Here is a 17,755-nt window from a genome sequence, read left to right on the forward strand (position 1 = left end):
CGTCTCGTTGCGTGGTACCCAGCGCCCGCGCGTCGACACGACCCCAGTGAGTTTGCGTGTCGGCGGTTCCCGAATCCAGTCGTCACGGAACGGTCATCTTGGGGTACGTTGCGAAGCTATGGGCCGGCAGATCACCGAGCGGCCGGCCGAGGAGCACCATTGAGGACTGCGCTACTGGTCATCGACATGCTCAATCGGTACGAACACGAAGATGCCGGTTCGCTCGCCGAATCGGTCGCTGGGGTCGTGCCGAACATCCGGCGGTTGGTCGATGCCGCCGCTACCCAGGACGCACTCGTCGTCTACGTCAATGACAACCACGACGACTGGGCAGCGGGACGCGACGAGTTGATCAGATGGGCGCTGGACGGTGAGCAACCCGAACTCGTCGAGCCGATCGCACCGGCATCCGATGTCCCCCTGCTGCTCAAGGCTCGGCACTCAGCCTTCTACGCGACCCAATTGGAGTATCTGCTTCGATCCCGTGCGGTCGAACGCATCGTGCTGACCGGTCAGGTTACCGAGCAATGCATCCTGTACTCCACCTTGGACGCCCACATCCGGCACTTCGACGTCGCGGTGCCGCGCGACGCAGTTGCCCACATCCACCCTGAGTTGGGCGATGCCGCGCTGACGATGATGGAGCGCAACATGGCCGCCACGGTCCGCGACACCGATGACCTGATCGAATTCCTGACCTGAACCGGCTGCGCCGACGGTTGACCTGACGATGGGTGGGTACGCATCCAGCGTTACCGGTCGACCAGATGGGAGCGGCGCAGCGATGGACGCCAACGAGGAAGAACGCATGGCCGTGGGCAAGAAGGCCGACGCGCTGGGGCTGATCCTGACCCAGGTCGGCGAGGAATACCAGATCCACTCCGGAACACCCGACGTCGAGCACCCCGAGTTCGTGAGCCCACGACTTGCCGACGTCGAAGAGTATCTGGATCGGCTGATCACCGATCGGTGATCGGGCCCGGTTCTCGAATGTCTCGGCTGGGTGTCTAGGCTGGCAGCCGTGACCGATACGCCTACCGTCCAGGAAGCTCTCGATCTGCTGCTTGCCGGCAACCAGCGCTTCATCGCCGGAGCGGCCGAGCATCCGAATCAGGACGCCGCACGGCGAGCGGAACTGGCCGAGTCGCAGCGTCCGTTCGCCGTCCTGTTGGGATGCTCGGACTCGCGGTTGGCTGCGGAGATCCTCTTCGATCGAGGTCTGGGTGACCTGTTCGTCGTCCGCACCGCAGGACAGGTCCTCGGGGATGAAGTGTTGGGCAGCATCGAATACGGGGTCGACGTCCTCGGCTGCCGGCTGATCGTCGTCCTGGGCCACCAGGGCTGCGGAGCCGTTGCCGCGGCAACCGCACTGCTGGACGGCGGGTCGGTGCCCGGCGGATACGTCCGCGATCTGGTCGAACACGTCGCCCCGAGCGTGCTGACAGCGCGGGCCGCCGGCCGTTCGTCGCCGGACGAGGTCCTTGCCGAACACGTCAGTCGCACTGCCGATCTGCTGCTCGAACGGTCGCGATCGCTCAGCCAGCAGGTAGAAGCCGGCACCGTCGGTGTCGTCGGGTTTTGTTATCAGTTGGACGACGGCACGGTCGACCTCGTTGCCGAACGCGGTCTGGCTCGCACGCCGTCGATCGGCTGAGCTCGTCTGCTGTCGGTCGGGTGGTCAGCACCGTTTCGGGCGTCCCAGTACCTCGGCGTCGACCTGCGCGGCTTTTGCTGTGAATGCTGCGGACCAGCGGGTATGGGCCCGTCATCGGAGCCGCGACGCCAGGTCGGACACCCGATACCGAGCAGGAGACGACATGACCGATGCGCCCGTCCGCGGACCAGCCGCCGTCACACGGGAATCTGCGGTATTCGCCATGTTCGCCGACGACGTCGAATGCCGCTGCCGGCGGCGCGGACTGACCATTCAGCCAGCGCTCGTCGACTCGGCGATCAACGGTCATCTGCGTGATGTTGCGGAACTCCTGGGGGTCACGCGTCAGGTTGCCCTGGAGCACATCGCTCCGGACTTCGGCGCCCTCCTGGCCGATGCGCTGACATGCCGTAGTTGATCTTGGTGACCAGCGTGGCCGGATACAGCACGACAGATGGTTGTCGGCACATCTGGTTGTGGTACAGCACCAGAGCCAGCTATCAGCACCCGGATCGCGGTTCGCCCGTCCATGGCGGGGTACAGCCGATGGGTGGCCAGGCCGCGCCGCGGCGCGGCCGAACGAGCAGCCCGAGGAGCGAGCGTGCGAGAGCCCGAATCGATCATCGATGATGTTCACGCTGCACTGGCGGAGCATTCCGCCGGAGGGATGACCGGCGCCTTCGTCATCGCCGCCGAGTTGTACGACCAGAACGGCCGCCCGCGGCTGTTCACCGCGCACTCCACCGACGGCACCAGTTGGACGTTGCTCGGCATGGTCGAGGCGTTGCGCATCGACACCCAGGCTCTCTTTCGCGGTGGCCAGGAAACCGGCTGAGTGGTTGTGCCGTGCAGCAATCAGCCGTGTTCGCAGCGTTGGCGTCCTCGGCATTGTTCGCGACCGGCAGTGCACTCCAGCACCGGGCGGCGGGTGATGCGCCGTCGGCATCCAAGCGACGGATGCTGCGCCGCCTGCTGACCCGACCGAGCTGGTTGTTCGGTGCGCTGCTGAGCGCCGGAGCCTTTGCCCTGCACGCCACCGCCTTGCACCTGGGCGAACTCGCAGTTGTTCAACCGGTGATCTTGAGCGGCATCGTCTTTACCGTGATCGCTCGTTCCGGACTGGCGCATCGGCTGCCGTCCCGCCACGACGTGACGTGGTCGTTGATCACCTGGGCGGGTCTGTCGTTTGTTGTGGTTGCCCTGCACCCGCGCCCCGCACGCCCGCCGACAGTTTCGCGAGCGATCGCGATCGCGATCATCGGAAGCCTGCTGGCCCTGGCCGCCGTGCTGCTTGCGACCGCCTTCACCCGAGGACGTCGCCGAGCGCTGCTGCTGGGCGGCGCCGCCGGGGTACTGTTCGGACTGGTCGCCGGTCTGGTCAAGCTGACCTTGTCCGACAACTCGAAGGTGGTCGGCGGGTCGTTGCTGCTGCCTGACAACCTGCTGGGCCGTTGGTCGCTGTGGACTCTCCTCGGATTCGGCGCCTGGGCGGTGCTGTTGAATCAGCGCGCTTACCAGACCGCCAGAGTGACCATGACGGTGCCGATCCTCAACCTCTGTCAGCTTGCGGTCGGTCTGGTCTTCGGCTGGGTCGTCTTTGCCGAACGGCCGGCCGAATCGGCGCTCCTGATGGCAGCCCAGGGCGGCGGATTGATCATGATCAGCATCGGGGTCATCGCGTTGGCGAGATCTTCGCCCGACGATCATCCGACCAGGAGGACGGCCGATAGTCCCACCGTCACAGGGTAAGCAGCACACAGACGGTCGGGTGAGCAGATGCCGCTTCTCCGATGGACAGGACGGCAACAGCGACCATGGAGGTGATGACATGACGGAGTACGACGACGCCGTGGAGCAGAACGACGCCCCGGACGATGCTCTGGATCCCAGTGAATACGCCGAGATCCCCGAGCCGTCCGAGCAACTCGATCAGGATCCGTTCCAGCCCGACGTCGGATTCGACGACGGCGACGTCGACGACGTCCTGGACGAAGGTCTGACGACGCCCGAAGGATGGTCGGGGCTGATACGCAACGGACCGGACGAGACGATGGACCAACGACTGGACGAAGAGCGGTCGGACGACACCGTTCCGATCGGCGAGCCACCGATTACTGCGGACCGAGGATCCGGCGATGCGACCGACGAGCTGGACAGTGCGGCCTCGGCGGCAGCTGTCGGCGACGAGCGGGCCGGCCGGTTGGTCAGCCCAGACCACGGGATCGGCGAGGGCCGGGAACCGGAACTGTTCGGTGAGGACGTCGGCGTTGACGGCGCAGCAGCCAGTGCCGAGGAGGCCGCCGTCCATCTGACCGACGACGAGCCGGCCGAACGCGACGGTTCGGCGTGAGATGCCGAACGGCCCCTCCGTGACGGCAGTTCCCGGAGTCTCTGCGAGGAGGTCAGCAGAGCCCCAGCTCAAAGGGTGTGTGGCTGGGGTCGAAACCCCGAGCCGGGTTCCGGCCAACGGCTCAGCGGGCGTCGGGGCGGTCGAGAAACCCAAACCCGAGCTTGGATTGCCTGGTTTATTGTCCTCCGACCGGGTAGACCTGAGTCACCGGAGATCGCCGGTGTGACCCGATGGGAGCGTGGCTGCCGTGACAAGCGCCGACGTTGAAGGCAGTTTCGAACCTGACCCGGCCTTCGTCGACGCGTGGGAGGACGACGAGGAGGTCGATGACCTCCCCGATTCCTATACGCCGGATTACTTCGCCGAACCGGAGCCGCTGCTTCCGGGCTGACGCATCGTGTGGTTGTCCAACGGCGCCAACGCGTCAAGCTCAGCCGATGCGGTACAACACCACGGTGGCTGCCAGTACTGCAGCGATCGCCACAATGCAGGCCACCACCATGGTCAGCAGCCGAGAGGGCTCCGGTTCCGCCGGCTGAGCGACCGAGGCCTCATTGCTGTCGAGACCCGCGTAGAGCCCCCATTGATTGATCACTACCCACCTTGCCTGCCACCGAAAGACCCGACGCCTCGCGGTGACTTCGTCACGACCTGGCCACCGTCCGGATGGACGCGGGCCGGAAGAACGGTGCGCCGCCAGCTGATGGCGGCGGCGCACCGCTTCAAGTCCTGGCCCGCGTGCGTGAGTTCACCCACCGACGGTGGATCGCTCTCCGGCAGGTTGCTGCAGCCCGTATCCCCCGACATTGGAGCTGCCCTGCCCACACTCGACGCCGCGACTCCCCCGAATCACGGCGTTGCCAGTCCCATTCACCGAACCGCAGAGGTCTCCCGGGCTTCTGCGGGCTCGGCGTACTTCCTGGCAGAACGCTAGCACCAAAATCCTCATTTGTCCTAAAACGGACATTTCCGGTTTCGGACACATCGAATCTTCCCTTCAGAGGCGAAGCCGGTTCACCGTTCCGAGCCGGGCTGCCGGGTCGGCCGGAAGCCGTGCTCGATACCCCAGAGCACCGCGTGGGTCCGGTTCGACACCCCGATCCTCCGGTAGCAGCTGCGAATGTAGGTCTTCACCGAATTGATCGACAGGTGAGCCCGATCAGCGATCTGTTGATTGCTCAGCCCCCGGGTGATCAGCGCGAGAACCTCTGCCTCGCGAGCACTCAGGCCCTCCTCCCGTCCCGGCCAGTCACCACCGACGATCGCCGATGTCCGCCCTTCGGCACGGGCTGGGCGCACCTGCACACCGTCATGCACGGCGGTCAGCGCCGCCGCGAGCTCCCCGGCTGGCAGCGCCTTGGAAAGATAGCCGCTGGCACCGCTGCTCAGCGCCGCCGTGACCAACGAGGGGTCGAGATTCCAGGAGTAGACCGCCACCTTGCCCACTCGCGGATTCGCCGTCAGTCGGCGAATCTCCTCGCGATCGCCGCGAGGGTTGGCGAAGGTGTCATACATTGCGATGTCGACGCTTTCACCGACGGTGGTGCCCGCATCCAGTTCCACGACCGCCACCGTGTCGCGGTAGGACCGGAGCATCGTGTCGAGACCATGGACGACGACCTCGTAGTCGTTCACCAACGCCACCCTGATGACCATCTGACCACCCTAGGCGGTCAATTTCACCCCTTGGGGTGAAGATCGACCGCCTCGAGAAACCTAGCTTGGTTGCTGTCGGTCCGCGGCAGGCACGGCAGCGGACCGGCGCCACCGGTCGTCGCAGCATGCTTACGGCGTCGGCCGCATTGCACGCGTGCCTGACCAACTCAGGCGTTGCTCGCAAGGAATCGGTCCTCATGGAACCCCCGACCCATGAGGACCTGTTTCTTGTCCCGTGACGCCCGGCAGTGCGGGGAGCGACGAACGGTAGGAGAGGTGATGACAGCAGGGGGCGACAACCGGGGGCCGGCGCTCGGTGTGGACGGGGACGACATTCTCGATCGGGTCCGCAACGTCATCGGGAGTCAACAGCTGCTCGAGGGCTACCGACAGGCCTTGACCGAGGCCGAGAAGCAAATCGCCACCCTCACCGAAGCCGTACACAGCAACCGAAGCATCGGCATCGCCGTCGGGATCGTGGCCGAGCGGTACGGCATCGGTCCCGACGTCGCCTTCGACTACCTGAAGCGTCTCAGTCAGGACAACAATCGCAAGCTGCGAGACCTTGCCGCAGAACTCGTCGCCGAGGGAAAGCTCGCCGACCAGGACCCCGTCTGGAGCGGACCGCAGGCCTCGAACGGCCGGACCCGAACAGTCACCGATCGGTCGAATCCTTCGAGCCAACATGATCGTGATGGCGCCGCCGCAACCGAGGCGACCCAGAACGCACGACGTTCCCGGTAGCGATCCGAGCGACCGGGTAAGAGAACAACCGACAGCTGTTCATCGATCGACACCGCAGGAGGAGACATGGGTATCGCCCAGGACAGTATTGATGTCAACGTCCCGATCCAGAAGGCGTACAACCAGTGGACGCAGTTCGAGTCATTCCCGCAATTCATGAACGGTGTCAAGAGCGTCGAGCAGCTCGATGACAAGCATCTGCACTGGAAGATCTCTGTTGCCGGAGCATCCCGCGAGTACGACGCGGAGATCACCGAACAACGTCCGGACGAGGTGATCGCCTGGCAGTCATCCGGTGACAACGATCATTCCGGCACGGTCACGTTCGAACAACTCGACGACACCACCACCAAGGTGACGGCGGCGATCGGTTACTCCACCGAGGGCGCGACCGAGAAGCTCGCCGATGCCGTTAATGCACCGGAACGCCAGTTGAGCAGCGATCTCGCGCGATTCAAGAAGTTCATCGAGTCTCCAGAGCCGGAGACCGGCGCTTGGCGCGACGAGATCCACTGAACGGGTGGTGAGACGTGCGGCTGCGACGTAGCGACCCGTCGCAGCCGGGGTGGACACGACGACGACGCGGCGCGGGATTCAGCTACCACCGCCCGGACGGCTCCCGGATTGCTGCCGGAGAAGCAGAACGGGTCCGCGGACTGGCGATCCCCCCTGCATGGCAGGAGGTCTGGATCTGCCCGTGGGACAACGGCCACTTGCAAGCCGAGGGCACCGACGCTGCCGGCCGACGCCAATATCTGTATCACCCGGACTGGCGTCGGCGGCGCGATACAGAGAAACACGCCCGTGCGATTGAGCTCGCCACAATGCTTCCACGGATTCGGCGGTCGATCGAAGAACAACTTGATGGACACGGTTGGCCGCGGCAGCGGACCCTCGCGGTAGCGCTGAGAATGCTTGATCATGGAGTGTTCCGCACCGGCGGAGAGGAATACCTCGAACAGAACGGCTCCTACGGCGTCGCCACGCTGCTCAGATCCCAGGTTCGAGTGAACGGTTCGATGCTCTCGTTCTCCTACACCGCCAAGGGCGGTATCGACAGAACGATGAGTCTGCGTGATCCCGCATTGGCCCACGCAGTCACCCGACTCCGACGGATCCGTAGCGACACAGACCGGCTGCTGGTGTATCGATCGCGCGGTGCCGTTCACCAGCTCAGGTCGGCGGACCTGAACGAGCGGTTCCAGGAACTCGCCGGTGAACAGTTCTCCGTAAAGGACCTGCGGACCTGGAGCGCAACCGTGCTGGCGGCGGTCGAACTGGCTAAGGCAGACCCGCCACGCTCGTTGCGGGCTTCCCGGGCGATCGAGCGTTCGGTGTTGGACGACGTAGCAGATCACCTCGGCAACACACCCACAACCGCACGCAAGTCGTACGTGGACCCGCGCCTATTCGACTTCTTCGAGCGTGGCGAGACGATCGCGGCCGGCCCGCAACGTCCCGGCCCGATCGACGAGAGCGACGCCACGGTCCGAGACAGGGCGGAACGGTCAGTCCTGCGCCTGTTACAGGGATGAGCACACCGGGACTGCTGTCCTCGCTGGCCTTCTGCGTTGACCATCACGAACCGGGTATAGCTCAAGCGGCCAGGAACGCCTCAGCCAGCGAAGGACACGCCATGACCATGATTCCCGGACGCCCGAGCAGTGTGACTCCACCGGTCGACGAGCCGACCGAGCCGATTGAGCCGGCCGACTCCAAACCCGACCAGGACACACCGGAGGCACGCACGCCCACCGGAATTCCGGCCGGAACGCCCGAGGCCGGCCGCCAACAGGGTGCGCATCTCACCACGTCCCAGGGTGCTCGACTGCGGGACAGCGATCACTCGCTGAAGGCCGGCGAGCGAGGACCGAGCCTCTTGCAAGATCATCATCTGCGAGAGAAGATCACCCATTTTGATCATGAACGGATCCCGGAGCGGGTGGTGCATGCCCGCGGCGCCGCAGCACACGGTGTCTTCGAGGGATACGGGACTGCGGAGCCGATCACCATGGCCGGGTTCCTGGCCAAGGGCAAACAGACTCCGGTCTTCACCCGGTTCTCCACGGTGCTGGGCTCCCGCGGGTCCGCCGATACCGTACGCGACACCCGCGGGTTCGCCACGAAGTTCTACACCGACGAGGGAACCTTCGACTTGGTCGGCAACAACATTCCGGTCTTCTTCATCCAGGACGGCATCAAGTTCCCCGACGTGGTCCACGCAGCCAAACCGCACCCCGATCGGGAGATTCCGCAGGCCCAGAGTGCGCACGACACGTTCTGGGACTTCGTCTCACTGCACACCGAGGCACAGCACCACACCATCTGGAACATGTCCGATCGCGGCATCCCCCGCTCGTTTCGGATGATGGAGGGCTTCGGCGTGCACACCTTCCGGATGATCAACGCCGATGGCGATTCGACGCTGGTCAAGTTCCACTGGAAGCCGCGCTTGGGCGTGCACTCGGTGACCTGGGAGGAGGCCCAACTGATCAACGGGATCGACCCGGACTTCCATCGACGAGATCTCGCCGACGCGATCGAAGCCGGCGGCTACCCGCAGTGGGAGCTCGGCATCCAGACATTCCCCGACACCCCGGAGCAGACCTTCCAGGGCATCGACCTGCTCGACCCGACCAAGATCGTTCCGGAGGAGCTGGTGCCGGTTCAGCCGATCGGATTGCTGACCCTGAACAAGAATGTCAGCAACTACTTCGCCGAGACCGAACAGGTCGCCTTCCACCCCGGCCACCTGCCGCCCGGCATCGACGTCACCGACGACCCCCTGCTGCAGGCGCGACTGTTCTCCTACATCGACACCCAGATCACACGGCTCGGTGGACCCAACTTCAACCAGATCCCGATCAACAGAGCGCATGCTCCGGTCAACGACATGCTCCGCGACGGCTTCCACCAGGACGCCGTCCACAACGGAGTCGCACCGTACAAACCCAATTCGCTGGACGGCGGCTGCCCGTTCTTCGCCGGCACAGCGGACAAGCCGTTCGTCGATGCCGCGGTCACGATCCCCGACGGTTCGGCGAAGGTTCGCGCCCAACCGGCCTCCTTCGATGATCATTTCAGCCAGCCGCGACTGTTCTGGCAGAGCATGAGTCCGGTGGAGCAGCAGCACATCATCGGCGCCTACACCTTCGAGCTGAGCAAGGTGTACGAGCAGGCGATCAAGGAACGCCAACTGATCGCGCTGGCCAACATCGATGCGACCCTCTGCGCAGAGGTCGCCGCCGGACTCGGCCTGGGCGTGCCGAAAGCCACCGAGCAGCCGGTGGAGATGTCGCCGAGCCCGGCGCTGTCCCAGGTCGGACGGGAGTGGCCGCTCGACGGCCGGTTGGTCGGCATCGTCACCGATGCCGACCCCGACGCAGCGCAGCTCCGAGAGCTGCGAGAGGAGATCAGCTCGACCGGGATGGTGCCGTTGATCATCGCGGCGCACGGCGGCAGCATCGAGGACATCCCCATCCAGCGGACGTTCAGCAACACCCGGTCGGTCGAATTCGATGCGGTGCTGCTGGCTGGCTGCCCGGCGCCCGCACCCGATGCCCAGGTCAGCCGGGACTCCAAGGCCGGTGCAACCGGCGACGATCAGCTGGATCCACGGGTGATGCTGCTGATCGCGGAGTGCTTCCGCCAGGCCAAGATCATCGGCGCCTGGGGCCCAGGCACGGATGCGCTGCGAATTGCCGGCGACTACTCCGGGGTCGGCATCGTCACCGACCCCGCGCCGGGGGCCGTGCTGAACGAAGTCCGGCGGCTGCTGGGAACCCACCGTGCCTGGGATCGTTTCCCGGCTGTCCCTGCCTGAACTCGTCTGCATCGTGGCTGTCCCAGGTGAGTCCGAGCCGTGCTGATGGGTGGTTCGGTTGGCAGCGATCGGGTACCGGAGCACTGGAGGGCCGGTAGCGGTCCCCCAGTCAGGTCAACCGCATCGAGGAGTTGAGATGCCGCAAGAAGCGTGGACCAAGAAGCAGGAGCGGCAGTACGAGCACATCAAGGCCGGTCAGAAGAAGGAAGGCCGCTCGACCGACCGCGCCGAAGAGATTGCCGCTCGCACGGTGAACAAGCAGCGCGCCCAGGCCGGTGAGTCCCGGCAGCGGAGCAAGACGTCGACCGAGGACACCTCGGCCTACCGGCGTGGCGGCAAGCAGTCCGGGTCGGGACCTCGTGGCCGTACCCGGGACCAGCTGTACAACGACGCCAAGAAGCAGGGCGTCAAGGGCCGGTCCAAGATGAACAAGGCACAGTTGGAGAAGGCCGTCGGACGCTGATCGGCATCGATCAGGTCACTGAGGCGTAGGGTAGCGAGCCGTAGGTATCAGCCTCCGGCTCGCTACGCAGATGATCATCAGGTGTCATGCTTCTTCGTCCACTCGCGGCGGTGGCGGGCCAGGTACACCTGCCCCGCCGCGACCGCCAGCAGCACGACGCCGGCGCTGATCATCATCCACCAGCGCCCGGTCGCTATACCGACGCCACCGGCGAAGATCAGCGCCAACACGACGATCACGATTCCGACCTGTATTCCCTGCCAGGGCATCGGTCTCCTTTCATCGAATCCCTCGACTCCTTCCAGCTGCTCGCCTTCGTCACCGGCATTGGCCCCTCGTCTTCGGTGTTCTGTGGTGCTACCGCACGCAAGATCAGGAGACGGGCGTTCCGCCGGTGACACCGAGCATCTCGCCGGTGATGTAGGACGAGTCGGTTGATGCGAAGAAGACGTACACGGGTGCGACTTCCGCCGGCTGCCCCGGACGTCGCAGCGGTGTCGACTCGCCGTGCTGCTCGGCCTGGGACGGTGGCATCGTCGCCGGGATCAAGGGCGTCCAGATCGGCCCCGGCGCGACCCCGTTCACTCGGATTCCGCGGTCGGCGAGCTCGGCGGCGAGGCCGCGGGTGAAGTTGTGGATCCCTGCCTTGGTGGTGGCGTAGTCCAGCAGTTGCGCGGATGGGGCCACCGCCTGCACCGACGCGGTGTTGATGATCACCGAGCCCGGTGCCATCTGCGGCACCACCATCTTGCACAGCCAGAACATCGCGTACAGATTCGTCTTCATCACCCGATCGAACTGCTCGCTGCTGATGTCCTTGATGCCACCCGGTTGTGCCATCTGATGGGCAGCGTTGTTGACCAGGATGTCGATGCCACCCAACTGGTCGATCACGTCGTCGACGAGCTGCTGACAGGTCGACTCCGAGGTGATGTCGCCCGGATGTCGGACCGCCCGCCGCCCGGCCGACTCGATCAGCTCGGCGGTACGTCGGGCGTCGGTCACTTCCTCGGGAAGGTAGTTGATCGCCACATCGGCACCTTCACGGGCGAACGCGAGTGCGACGGCACGACCGATCCCGGAGTCACCGCCGGTGATCAGCGCGCGTTTGCCGACCAGTCGTGCGTTACCCCGATAGCTCTGCTCACCGTGGTCGGGCTCCTCGGTCATCTGTTCGGTGAGGCCCGGATGTTCCAGTTGATCACTGTGCGGCTCGGGCCGGCCGCTTCGGTTTCGCGGATCGTCGGTCTGCTCTGTCGGCATCGCTACTCCTCTTCCTCGGTGACCCAGTACCCACGGAGCTACCAGTCGAAGCACTCGGCCGAGGGTTGGCGGTGGTCGCAGCGGGTAACGAGCCGTGGTAGCGCGTAGCGAGCCAAGGAGCTGACAATGGGGTACGCACAGTTTCACGTTGTGCCGGAGAGCGACCTGTGGAAGGTCGAAAGCAATGGACGGTCGTCGACCGATCACAACTCACCGGCAGCCGCGATCAAGGCGGCGGAGGCCGAAGCCGACCTGGTCCGGCCCTCCCAGGTGATCATCCATGGCCACGACGGTCACATCGACCGGCAGCAGACCTACGACACCGAGCCGTTTCCGCCGAGCGGTTGAACCGCATGTGCACCTGACGACAACCGGAGGGCGAGTTCGGCAACGGGGTTTAGAACCATCGTCGTCCGGGTATCGGCCGGCACAAGACGCCGTACAGCCAATCGAGGCAACTACTCGCCGGGCGGCAGGTCCGATGAGGAGATGCGGAAGTCGGGAAGGGGCACTATGAACACCGGAGCGAAGGTGGCGGCCGCCGTTTCGGCAGGTTATCTGCTGGGGCGCACGAAAAAGCTCAAGCTCGCGATCGCTGTGGGCTTGATCCTTGCTGGACGCAAGCTGCCGAAGGATCCGTTGGAGTTGGCCGGTCAGGGGCTCAAGACACTGCAGCAGAGTGATCAGTTCGCCGGTTTGCGGGAGCAGGTCACCGGCAGTCTCGCCGATGCCGGCAAGCGTGCCGCCAGCCATTCGGCGGAGCAATGGCTGGGAAAGATGACCGACCGCCTCCGTGATGGGACACCCAGCTCGGAGAGCGAGTCCGAAGAGGACGAAGCTGACGATCAGGACGCCGGCGCGGAGGACGACGACACCGATCAGAGTCAGGAGGACGTCAATCAGTCCGAGGATGACATGACGGACTCGAATCAGGATGACGACGATTCGGATTCCGACTCCGACCAGAGTGGTCGCTCAAGATCATCATCCGCGAAGACGGGATCAGCCAGAAGCCATCAGAGCGGAGGGTCCACCGCGAAGAAGCCCTCCAGCAGGCGGAAGTCCTCGTCAACCAAACAGTCGGCAAAGGAGAGCTGAAGATGGCTGCGAGTGCAACGGACTCCGGCGGGCTGAAGGGTGCTCTGCAAGACGCGTTGAACGCCTTGGGTGACCGCGCCATGCAGAAGATCCAGGATCAGGTCAGCGGGCTGACCGACAGGTTGACCGATATCGCCGACGGTGGCGGCGCAGCCAAGAAGGCCGCGGCCAAGGGCGCAGAAGAGGCTGCTCAGGGCGGCTCACCGGTGAAGGGAGCATTGAAGGGCGGCGTATCTGCCGTTGCCGACAAGGCCAAGGAGGCGCTGCCCGGTAGCGGCGGGTCCGGTGGCGGGAAGAATCAGGTGCCAGCTGCCACGAAGGCGATGAACTTCGTCGAGAGCATCGATGTCGGGGTCCCGGTCCGTGTTGCCTACAACCAGTGGACCCAGTACGAGGACTGGCCCGGCTTCATGAAGAAGCTCGAACACGCCGAGCAGGAGAAGGACCAACCGAAGGTCACCATGAAAGGCCAGGTGTTCTGGTCGCACCGGACCTGGGACTCGACCATCATCGATCAGATCCCCGATGAGCGGATCATCTGGCGATCGACAGGTCAGAAGGGCCATGTCGACGGTTGCGTGACGTTCCACGAGATCGGTCCGCGGCTGACCCGCATCCTGATCACTCTCGAGTACTACCCGCAGGGCCTCTTCGAACGGACCGGGAACCTGTGGCGAGCCCAGGGCCGTCGAGCGCGCTTGGAGATCAAGCACTTCCGGCGCCACGTGATGATGAACACCATTCTCAATCCGGACGAGGTCGAAGGCTGGCGCGGCGAGATCGAGAACGAAGAGGTGATCCGGACCCACGAGGAGGGCCTCGAGGACGACCGCAGGGCCGACGCGGAGCAGGAGGACGATCAAGACGCCGGCTCCGACGACGGCGTGCAGGACGAAGACGACGGCCAGCAGGACGAAGACGAAGAGCAGCAGGACGAAGACGAAGAGCAGCAGGACGAAGACGAAGAGCAGCAGGACGAAGACGAAGAGCAGCAGGACGAGGACGAAGACGGCGAGCAGGACGAAGAAGAAGATGCTACAGAGAGTGGCCGCAGGTAGTCCGGGCCTCGACCCGAGAGGAAGGGAACGCTGACATGACAGTGACGACGCAGTCCCAACAACGCGGGGGCGGCGGCTACCTCGACCGGCCCCGTTCCAGCAGTCTGGCCGATGTTGTCGAGATCATCTTGGACAAGGGCCTGGTGTTGGATGCCTATGTCCGGGTCTCCCTGGTCGGCATCGAGATCCTGACCATCGATGCCCGCGTGGTCATCGCCAGTGTCGACACCTACCTGCGCTTCGCTGAGGCGACGAACCGTCTGGACCTGTACGAGAAGGGCGGCAAGGACATCACCGAGGTTGTGGGTGACTCTGCCGAGAACGGTGCGAAGGGCAAGACCAGCGGCGCGATCCAAGGCATCAAGAAGGCCGTTACCGGCGACAAGAAGGACGATGACGGTGATCGGGAGGACGCCGACGAGGACCGGGACGAACGAGCCGAGGCCTCGCGGCCGTCGCGCAGCAGTGCGGGACGCGGCTCGTCGCACGCGCATCGGCGGTCCTCATCGTGAGCACCGCAGTCGATCATGATGTCGGTACCCAGCAGGCCGTTGCCTGGCGGGTCTACGGAATCGTCCCCGGCGACGCAGAACTGCCCGCGCTGCCCGACGGTGAAGGAGGCCTGAAGAGCCGTACGTTGGAACTGCTGGGCCATCAGAAGATCGCCGCCGTGATCGAGCCGATCGACCCGGAGCGACGAGCCGGTCGACGTGATCTGCTGGCGCACAGCGAACTGTTGAGTGCGTTGGTGCAGGATGTCCCGGTCATCCCCGTCGCGTTCGGCTCCGCTTTCGCCGGACGGCTGCAGGTCGTCGAGGAGCTACTGGTCCCGCAGTATGTGCAATTGACGTCGATGCTGGACGACCTCGCCGATTACGTCGAGCTGCTGCTCCGGGTCCGCTACTCGATGGACGATCTGCTCGCGGAGATCGTGGCGTCGGACGCCGGCATCGCCGCGCTGCGGAACCGTACCCGGGACCTGCCTGCCGGTGTGGATCATGGTGAGAAGGTCCGACTCGGCGAGCTGGTCAGTCGGGCCGTCGAGGACCGGATGACGGTCGACACCGAATGGTTGACGTCGCAGCTGGCAGCGCAGAGTGTCGAGGTCCACCTCAACGGTCGGTCACCGTCGACGCCCTCGATGACGCTGGCGTTCTTGGTCCGACGGGACCAGCAGCACGCGTTCGAAGAGATCGCCGAGGCCTGTGCCGAGCAGATGCAGAACCGTGCTGGGCTTGAGCTTCAGGGTCCGCTCGCCGCGTTCGACTTCCTGCCGGAGGGATGATCCCCGATGGGATTGCTGTCGAGCCTGGTCGGCCTTCCCCTCGCGCCGGTCAAGGGCACCGTGTGGGTCGCCGAGCGGGTGTACGAGGAGGCCGAACGGCAGTTCTACGACCCCGAACGGATCCGCCGAGAGTTCGACGAGATCGATCAACTCCGCCGCGATGGTGATCTCGACCCGGAAGCCGCCGAGTCCTACGAGGAGGAGTTGATCGCTCGGCTGATGGAAGGACCTGGGTGATGGAGATGGCAGAGAACCAAGAAGAACACGAGAAGTCCAGGCAGAAGGGCCGGTCCCAGCCGACCACGTCCGCGGTGTCTGCAGCGACAACTGCCCGCGAACAGCTGACCGCGCTGCTTGATCGCGACATCGAACAGGTCGTCGGGATCGAGCGGAACGACGACGGCTGGACGGTGCAGATCGAGGTCGTGGAGACCCACCGGATCCCCAACTCGACAGACATCCTGGGCCTGTACGACGTTCAGGTGGACCGCCAAGGCGATCTGACCGGCTACCGGCGAGGTCGTCGCTACAGCAGGGGACATGGCGATGACAGAGCCAGCTGACACACCAACTCCAGTCACCACCCGACAGAATGGTTCCGCCACCCGTTACGGAGCCGGCGATCGACCCCAACCGACCAACCTGGCAGACCTGCTGGAACGAGTATTGGACAAGGGTGTCGTGCTGGCCGGCGACATCCGCGTCAACTTGCTCGACATCGAACTGCTGACGATCAAGATCCGACTGCTGTTGGTGTCGGTCGACAAGGCCGAGGAAATGGGCATCGACTGGTGGCGCACCGATCCGATGCTCAGCTCACAGGCCAAACGGGAGCAGGACGCCCTGCAGCAGGAGAACGCCGAGCTTCGCGAGCGGCTGGAAGCATGGGATCGACCGGCTGCCGCCAGCGACGGCATAGCCGCCTTGAACGAGGAGAACGTATCTGCGGTCGAAGGACGTCGTGATGGCTGAGGCCACCGATGATGCCGCCTTCGCTGTGGAACAGGACGATGCGGTCGATGACCAACCGGCCGGCGACGGTACGGCTAGCTACGTCTACCTGGCAACCCGTGATCTTGGATCGGAGCAGGTAGCGACGCTGACCGGGATCGGCGATGTTCCCGTTCGACTGGTGACCAGCGCAGGTCTGACGGCAGTGGTGAGCACCGTCGACCGTGCGGAGTTCGGCGAGGAGGCACTGCGCCACAATCTGGAAGATCTTGATTGGCTCGGCCGGATCGCTGCGGAACACGATCGGGTGGTCGGCCGGGTCAGCGAGCTGACGACGGTCGCCCCACTGAGGCTGGCAACGATCTTGTACAACGATTTTCGGGTCGGCTCGCTGCTCTCCGAGTGGGGCACCGAACTGACCGCCGCGCTGGACCGCGTCCAGGGCTGCTGGGAATGGAGCGTCAAACTGGTCACCGATCCCCGTCCCGCTGCAGCATCGGTCGGTGACGCGGACCAGCCGACCAGTGGTGCGTCCTACCTACAGCGCCGACGGGCCGAGCTGCAGCGCTCGTCGGCGCTCTCCGAGGCATTGACCGCAATGGCCGATCGTACGCACCACAACCTCGCCGAACGGACGGTCGCCAGCCGACGGCTCGCGGCGCAGGACCGCAAACTGAGTGGCCACCAGGGCGAGATGATCCTGAACGCCGCTTATCTCGTCGAGCGCGCGCACGCCGAGGGCTTCACCCAGGAGGTCGAGCGGCTGGCCGCCGAGCATCCCGAGCTGACGGTGGACCTGAACGGACCATGGCCGCCGTATTCCTTTGCCACGGTGGAATCCCGCGGCGACAGGCATGAAGGGACGAGGATGGCAGGACAGCCATGACCGATATCGCGACGTTCGAACCACGGCACCAGCCGGCCGGGCCGGCACGGCGGGAACCGGTCGCGCTGGTCGACCTGCTGGACCGGCTACTCGGCAGCGGCGTCGTCCTCAGTGGTGACATCACCGTCTCGATCGCGGGTGTCGACCTGGTCGAGATCCGGCTGCACGCGCTTCTCACCTCGGTCCGCGCCGAGATGCGGAGCAGCAGCACTGCGGAGCGGGAGCAGGATGATGTCTGACACGACGTTGGCCCAGCGGCTGGAGACCGACAAGGACTCCGTCGAGCGGGACCTGTTCAAGCTGGTCCTGACGATCATCGAACTGGTCCGCGACCTGATGGAACGACAGGCGATCCGCCGGGTCGACGAAGGCGATCTCAGCGATGAACAGGTCGAGGAGATCGGTACGGCACTGATGCGGCTGGAGTCGGCGATGACCGATCTCCGCAGCCGATACGACCTTCGGCCCGAAGATCTCGATCTTGACCTCGGGCCGCTGGGACAACTCCTCGGCGACTGAATCCG

Annotated in this window: 28 protein-coding genes; 24 read left to right on the plus strand and 4 right to left on the minus strand. The window is 64.9% G+C overall.

Annotated features, from left to right (window positions below):
• Positions 1–159: 159 nt before the first annotated feature.
• From BLU38_RS02225 to BLU38_RS30710, 8 genes are all read left to right on the plus strand, one after another.
• Complete coding sequence (locus BLU38_RS02225) at positions 160–702, plus strand: cysteine hydrolase family protein (protein ID WP_091519189.1); 543 nt, start codon at positions 160–162, stop codon at positions 700–702.
• A 106-nt stretch (positions 703–808) separates the two neighbouring features.
• Positions 809–973, plus strand: coding sequence for a hypothetical protein (locus BLU38_RS02230; protein ID WP_157683165.1), 165 nt, complete (start codon positions 809–811; stop codon positions 971–973).
• 48 nt (positions 974–1,021) lie between these two features.
• Complete coding sequence (locus BLU38_RS02235; protein ID WP_091519195.1) at positions 1,022–1,654, plus strand: carbonic anhydrase; 633 nt, start codon at positions 1,022–1,024, stop codon at positions 1,652–1,654.
• A 163-nt stretch (positions 1,655–1,817) separates the two neighbouring features.
• Entirely contained in the window at positions 1,818–2,072 is a 255-nt protein-coding gene (locus BLU38_RS02240; RefSeq protein ID WP_091519199.1) for a hypothetical protein, read from the plus strand.
• A 183-nt stretch (positions 2,073–2,255) separates the two neighbouring features.
• Complete coding sequence (locus tag BLU38_RS02245) at positions 2,256–2,489, plus strand: hypothetical protein (RefSeq protein ID WP_091519202.1); 234 nt, start codon at positions 2,256–2,258, stop codon at positions 2,487–2,489.
• An 11-nt stretch (positions 2,490–2,500) separates the two neighbouring features.
• Positions 2,501–3,403: a DMT family transporter gene (locus BLU38_RS02250; protein ID WP_091519204.1), complete on the plus strand. Its 903-nt coding sequence runs from the start codon at positions 2,501–2,503 to the stop codon at positions 3,401–3,403.
• 79 nt (positions 3,404–3,482) lie between these two features.
• On the plus strand, positions 3,483–4,004 hold the full coding sequence (locus tag BLU38_RS02255; protein ID WP_231920144.1) for a DUF5709 domain-containing protein: 522 nt from the start codon (positions 3,483–3,485) through the stop codon (positions 4,002–4,004).
• Between the two features lie 247 nt (positions 4,005–4,251).
• Positions 4,252–4,395, plus strand: a complete 144-nt coding sequence (locus BLU38_RS30710; protein ID WP_157683166.1) for a hypothetical protein — start codon at positions 4,252–4,254, stop codon at positions 4,393–4,395.
• A gap of 39 nt (positions 4,396–4,434) precedes the next feature.
• Here BLU38_RS30710 and BLU38_RS30715 read toward each other — a convergent pair whose 3' ends face one another.
• Positions 4,435–4,599, minus strand: coding sequence for a hypothetical protein (locus BLU38_RS30715; protein WP_157683167.1), 165 nt, complete (start codon positions 4,597–4,599; stop codon positions 4,435–4,437).
• Between the two features lie 419 nt (positions 4,600–5,018).
• Entirely contained in the window at positions 5,019–5,660 is a 642-nt protein-coding gene (locus tag BLU38_RS02260; protein ID WP_091519208.1) for a response regulator transcription factor, read from the minus strand.
• A gap of 279 nt (positions 5,661–5,939) precedes the next feature.
• Between BLU38_RS02260 and BLU38_RS02265 the strand changes: the two genes are divergently transcribed.
• The 5 genes from BLU38_RS02265 (at position 5,940) to BLU38_RS02285 (ending at position 10,690) form a co-directional block, all read left to right on the plus strand.
• Positions 5,940–6,404: an ANTAR domain-containing protein gene (locus BLU38_RS02265; RefSeq protein ID WP_157683168.1), complete on the plus strand. Its 465-nt coding sequence runs from the start codon at positions 5,940–5,942 to the stop codon at positions 6,402–6,404.
• A gap of 66 nt (positions 6,405–6,470) precedes the next feature.
• Positions 6,471–6,920: an SRPBCC family protein gene (locus tag BLU38_RS02270; protein WP_091519216.1), complete on the plus strand. Its 450-nt coding sequence runs from the start codon at positions 6,471–6,473 to the stop codon at positions 6,918–6,920.
• Positions 6,921–6,934: 14 nt separating this feature from the next.
• Positions 6,935–7,939, plus strand: a complete 1,005-nt coding sequence (locus BLU38_RS02275; RefSeq protein ID WP_091519220.1) for a DNA topoisomerase IB — start codon at positions 6,935–6,937, stop codon at positions 7,937–7,939.
• A gap of 101 nt (positions 7,940–8,040) precedes the next feature.
• Complete coding sequence (locus BLU38_RS02280) at positions 8,041–10,227, plus strand: catalase (RefSeq protein ID WP_172836049.1); 2,187 nt, start codon at positions 8,041–8,043, stop codon at positions 10,225–10,227.
• Between the two features lie 136 nt (positions 10,228–10,363).
• The gene (locus BLU38_RS02285; RefSeq protein WP_091519226.1) at positions 10,364–10,690 is read left to right on the plus strand and encodes a plasmid stabilization protein; all 327 of its coding nucleotides are present in this window, start codon (positions 10,364–10,366) and stop codon (positions 10,688–10,690) included.
• A 77-nt stretch (positions 10,691–10,767) separates the two neighbouring features.
• Here the strand turns inward: BLU38_RS02285 and BLU38_RS02290 are convergent, their stop codons facing one another.
• Together BLU38_RS02290 and BLU38_RS02295 are read right to left on the minus strand one after the other, a co-directional pair.
• Positions 10,768–10,959 (minus strand): hypothetical protein, encoded by a 192-nt coding sequence (locus BLU38_RS02290; protein ID WP_091519230.1) that lies wholly within the window; start codon positions 10,957–10,959, stop codon positions 10,768–10,770.
• A gap of 103 nt (positions 10,960–11,062) precedes the next feature.
• Entirely contained in the window at positions 11,063–11,953 is an 891-nt protein-coding gene (locus tag BLU38_RS02295) for an SDR family oxidoreductase (RefSeq protein WP_091519234.1), read from the minus strand.
• Positions 11,954–12,079: 126 nt separating this feature from the next.
• On the opposite strand from BLU38_RS02295, the gene BLU38_RS02300 reads away from it, so the two are divergent.
• The 11 genes from BLU38_RS02300 to BLU38_RS02350 all read left to right on the plus strand — a co-directional run bounded on the left by BLU38_RS02300 (position 12,080) and on the right by BLU38_RS02350 (position 17,750).
• On the plus strand, positions 12,080–12,301 hold the full coding sequence (locus tag BLU38_RS02300) for a DUF2188 domain-containing protein (RefSeq protein ID WP_091519238.1): 222 nt from the start codon (positions 12,080–12,082) through the stop codon (positions 12,299–12,301).
• A gap of 165 nt (positions 12,302–12,466) precedes the next feature.
• Positions 12,467–13,051: a hypothetical protein gene (locus tag BLU38_RS02305; RefSeq protein WP_091519241.1), complete on the plus strand. Its 585-nt coding sequence runs from the start codon at positions 12,467–12,469 to the stop codon at positions 13,049–13,051.
• A 2-nt stretch (positions 13,052–13,053) separates the two neighbouring features.
• Entirely contained in the window at positions 13,054–14,109 is a 1,056-nt protein-coding gene (locus BLU38_RS02310; RefSeq protein ID WP_091519245.1) for an SRPBCC family protein, read from the plus strand.
• Between the two features lie 35 nt (positions 14,110–14,144).
• Positions 14,145–14,621, plus strand: coding sequence for a gas vesicle protein GvpJ (gvpJ, locus tag BLU38_RS02315; protein WP_091519249.1), 477 nt, complete (start codon positions 14,145–14,147; stop codon positions 14,619–14,621).
• Positions 14,618–15,394, plus strand: coding sequence for a GvpL/GvpF family gas vesicle protein (locus tag BLU38_RS02320; RefSeq protein ID WP_157683169.1), 777 nt, complete (start codon positions 14,618–14,620; stop codon positions 15,392–15,394). The genes gvpJ and BLU38_RS02320 overlap by 4 nt, the downstream gene beginning before the upstream one ends.
• A gap of 6 nt (positions 15,395–15,400) precedes the next feature.
• A complete protein-coding gene (locus BLU38_RS02325; RefSeq protein WP_091519256.1) occupies positions 15,401–15,631 on the plus strand; it encodes a gas vesicle protein GvpG in 231 nt (76 codons plus the stop codon).
• Positions 15,632–15,636: 5 nt separating this feature from the next.
• A complete protein-coding gene (gene gvpO / locus BLU38_RS02330; RefSeq protein WP_091531697.1) occupies positions 15,637–15,957 on the plus strand; it encodes a gas vesicle protein GvpO in 321 nt (106 codons plus the stop codon).
• Positions 15,941–16,366: a gas vesicle protein gene (locus BLU38_RS02335; RefSeq protein WP_091531701.1), complete on the plus strand. Its 426-nt coding sequence runs from the start codon at positions 15,941–15,943 to the stop codon at positions 16,364–16,366. The genes gvpO and BLU38_RS02335 overlap by 17 nt, the downstream gene beginning before the upstream one ends.
• Entirely contained in the window at positions 16,359–17,231 is an 873-nt protein-coding gene (locus BLU38_RS02340) for a GvpL/GvpF family gas vesicle protein (protein ID WP_091519260.1), read from the plus strand. Before BLU38_RS02335 ends, BLU38_RS02340 begins: the two co-directional genes overlap by 8 nt.
• A complete protein-coding gene (locus tag BLU38_RS02345) occupies positions 17,228–17,470 on the plus strand; it encodes a gas vesicle protein (RefSeq protein WP_091519263.1) in 243 nt (80 codons plus the stop codon). The genes BLU38_RS02340 and BLU38_RS02345 overlap by 4 nt, the downstream gene beginning before the upstream one ends.
• The gene (locus BLU38_RS02350) at positions 17,460–17,750 is read left to right on the plus strand and encodes a gas vesicle protein K (protein ID WP_231920147.1); all 291 of its coding nucleotides are present in this window, start codon (positions 17,460–17,462) and stop codon (positions 17,748–17,750) included. Before BLU38_RS02345 ends, BLU38_RS02350 begins: the two co-directional genes overlap by 11 nt.
• The last annotated feature ends 5 nt before the right edge of the window (positions 17,751–17,755 follow it).

The organism is Microlunatus soli (genome assembly GCF_900105385.1).
Lineage (GTDB): Bacteria > Actinomycetota > Actinomycetes > Propionibacteriales > Propionibacteriaceae > Microlunatus > Microlunatus soli.

What these genes read in the sequence shown, in the direction of transcription:
- BLU38_RS02240 (WP_091519199.1), top strand. Translation starts at nt 1,818, where the DNA reads ATGACCGATGCGCCCGTCCGCGGACCAGCCGCCGTCACACGGGAATCT.
- BLU38_RS02280 (WP_172836049.1), top strand. Translation starts at nt 8,041, where the DNA reads ATGACCATGATTCCCGGACGCCCGAGCAGTGTGACTCCACCGGTCGAC.
- gvpJ (WP_091519249.1), top strand. Translation starts at nt 14,145, where the DNA reads ATGACAGTGACGACGCAGTCCCAACAACGCGGGGGCGGCGGCTACCTC.
- BLU38_RS02340 (WP_091519260.1), top strand. Translation starts at nt 16,359, where the DNA reads ATGGCTGAGGCCACCGATGATGCCGCCTTCGCTGTGGAACAGGACGAT.
- BLU38_RS02285 (WP_091519226.1), top strand. Translation starts at nt 10,364, where the DNA reads ATGCCGCAAGAAGCGTGGACCAAGAAGCAGGAGCGGCAGTACGAGCAC.
- BLU38_RS02255 (WP_231920144.1), top strand. Translation starts at nt 3,483, where the DNA reads ATGACGGAGTACGACGACGCCGTGGAGCAGAACGACGCCCCGGACGAT.
- BLU38_RS02290 (WP_091519230.1), bottom strand. Translation starts at nt 10,959, where the DNA reads ATGCCCTGGCAGGGAATACAGGTCGGAATCGTGATCGTCGTGTTGGCG.
- BLU38_RS02260 (WP_091519208.1), bottom strand. Translation starts at nt 5,660, where the DNA reads ATGGTCATCAGGGTGGCGTTGGTGAACGACTACGAGGTCGTCGTCCAT.
- BLU38_RS02335 (WP_091531701.1), top strand. Translation starts at nt 15,941, where the DNA reads ATGACAGAGCCAGCTGACACACCAACTCCAGTCACCACCCGACAGAAT.
- BLU38_RS02300 (WP_091519238.1), top strand. Translation starts at nt 12,080, where the DNA reads ATGGGGTACGCACAGTTTCACGTTGTGCCGGAGAGCGACCTGTGGAAG.
- BLU38_RS02230 (WP_157683165.1), top strand. Translation starts at nt 809, where the DNA reads ATGGCCGTGGGCAAGAAGGCCGACGCGCTGGGGCTGATCCTGACCCAG.
- BLU38_RS02310 (WP_091519245.1), top strand. Translation starts at nt 13,054, where the DNA reads ATGGCTGCGAGTGCAACGGACTCCGGCGGGCTGAAGGGTGCTCTGCAA.
- BLU38_RS02325 (WP_091519256.1), top strand. Translation starts at nt 15,401, where the DNA reads ATGGGATTGCTGTCGAGCCTGGTCGGCCTTCCCCTCGCGCCGGTCAAG.
- BLU38_RS02270 (WP_091519216.1), top strand. Translation starts at nt 6,471, where the DNA reads ATGGGTATCGCCCAGGACAGTATTGATGTCAACGTCCCGATCCAGAAG.
- BLU38_RS02305 (WP_091519241.1), top strand. Translation starts at nt 12,467, where the DNA reads ATGAACACCGGAGCGAAGGTGGCGGCCGCCGTTTCGGCAGGTTATCTG.
- BLU38_RS02345 (WP_091519263.1), top strand. Translation starts at nt 17,228, where the DNA reads ATGACCGATATCGCGACGTTCGAACCACGGCACCAGCCGGCCGGGCCG.
- BLU38_RS02295 (WP_091519234.1), bottom strand. Translation starts at nt 11,953, where the DNA reads ATGCCGACAGAGCAGACCGACGATCCGCGAAACCGAAGCGGCCGGCCC.
- BLU38_RS02265 (WP_157683168.1), top strand. Translation starts at nt 5,940, where the DNA reads ATGACAGCAGGGGGCGACAACCGGGGGCCGGCGCTCGGTGTGGACGGG.
- BLU38_RS02350 (WP_231920147.1), top strand. Translation starts at nt 17,460, where the DNA reads ATGATGTCTGACACGACGTTGGCCCAGCGGCTGGAGACCGACAAGGAC.
- gvpO (WP_091531697.1), top strand. Translation starts at nt 15,637, where the DNA reads ATGGCAGAGAACCAAGAAGAACACGAGAAGTCCAGGCAGAAGGGCCGG.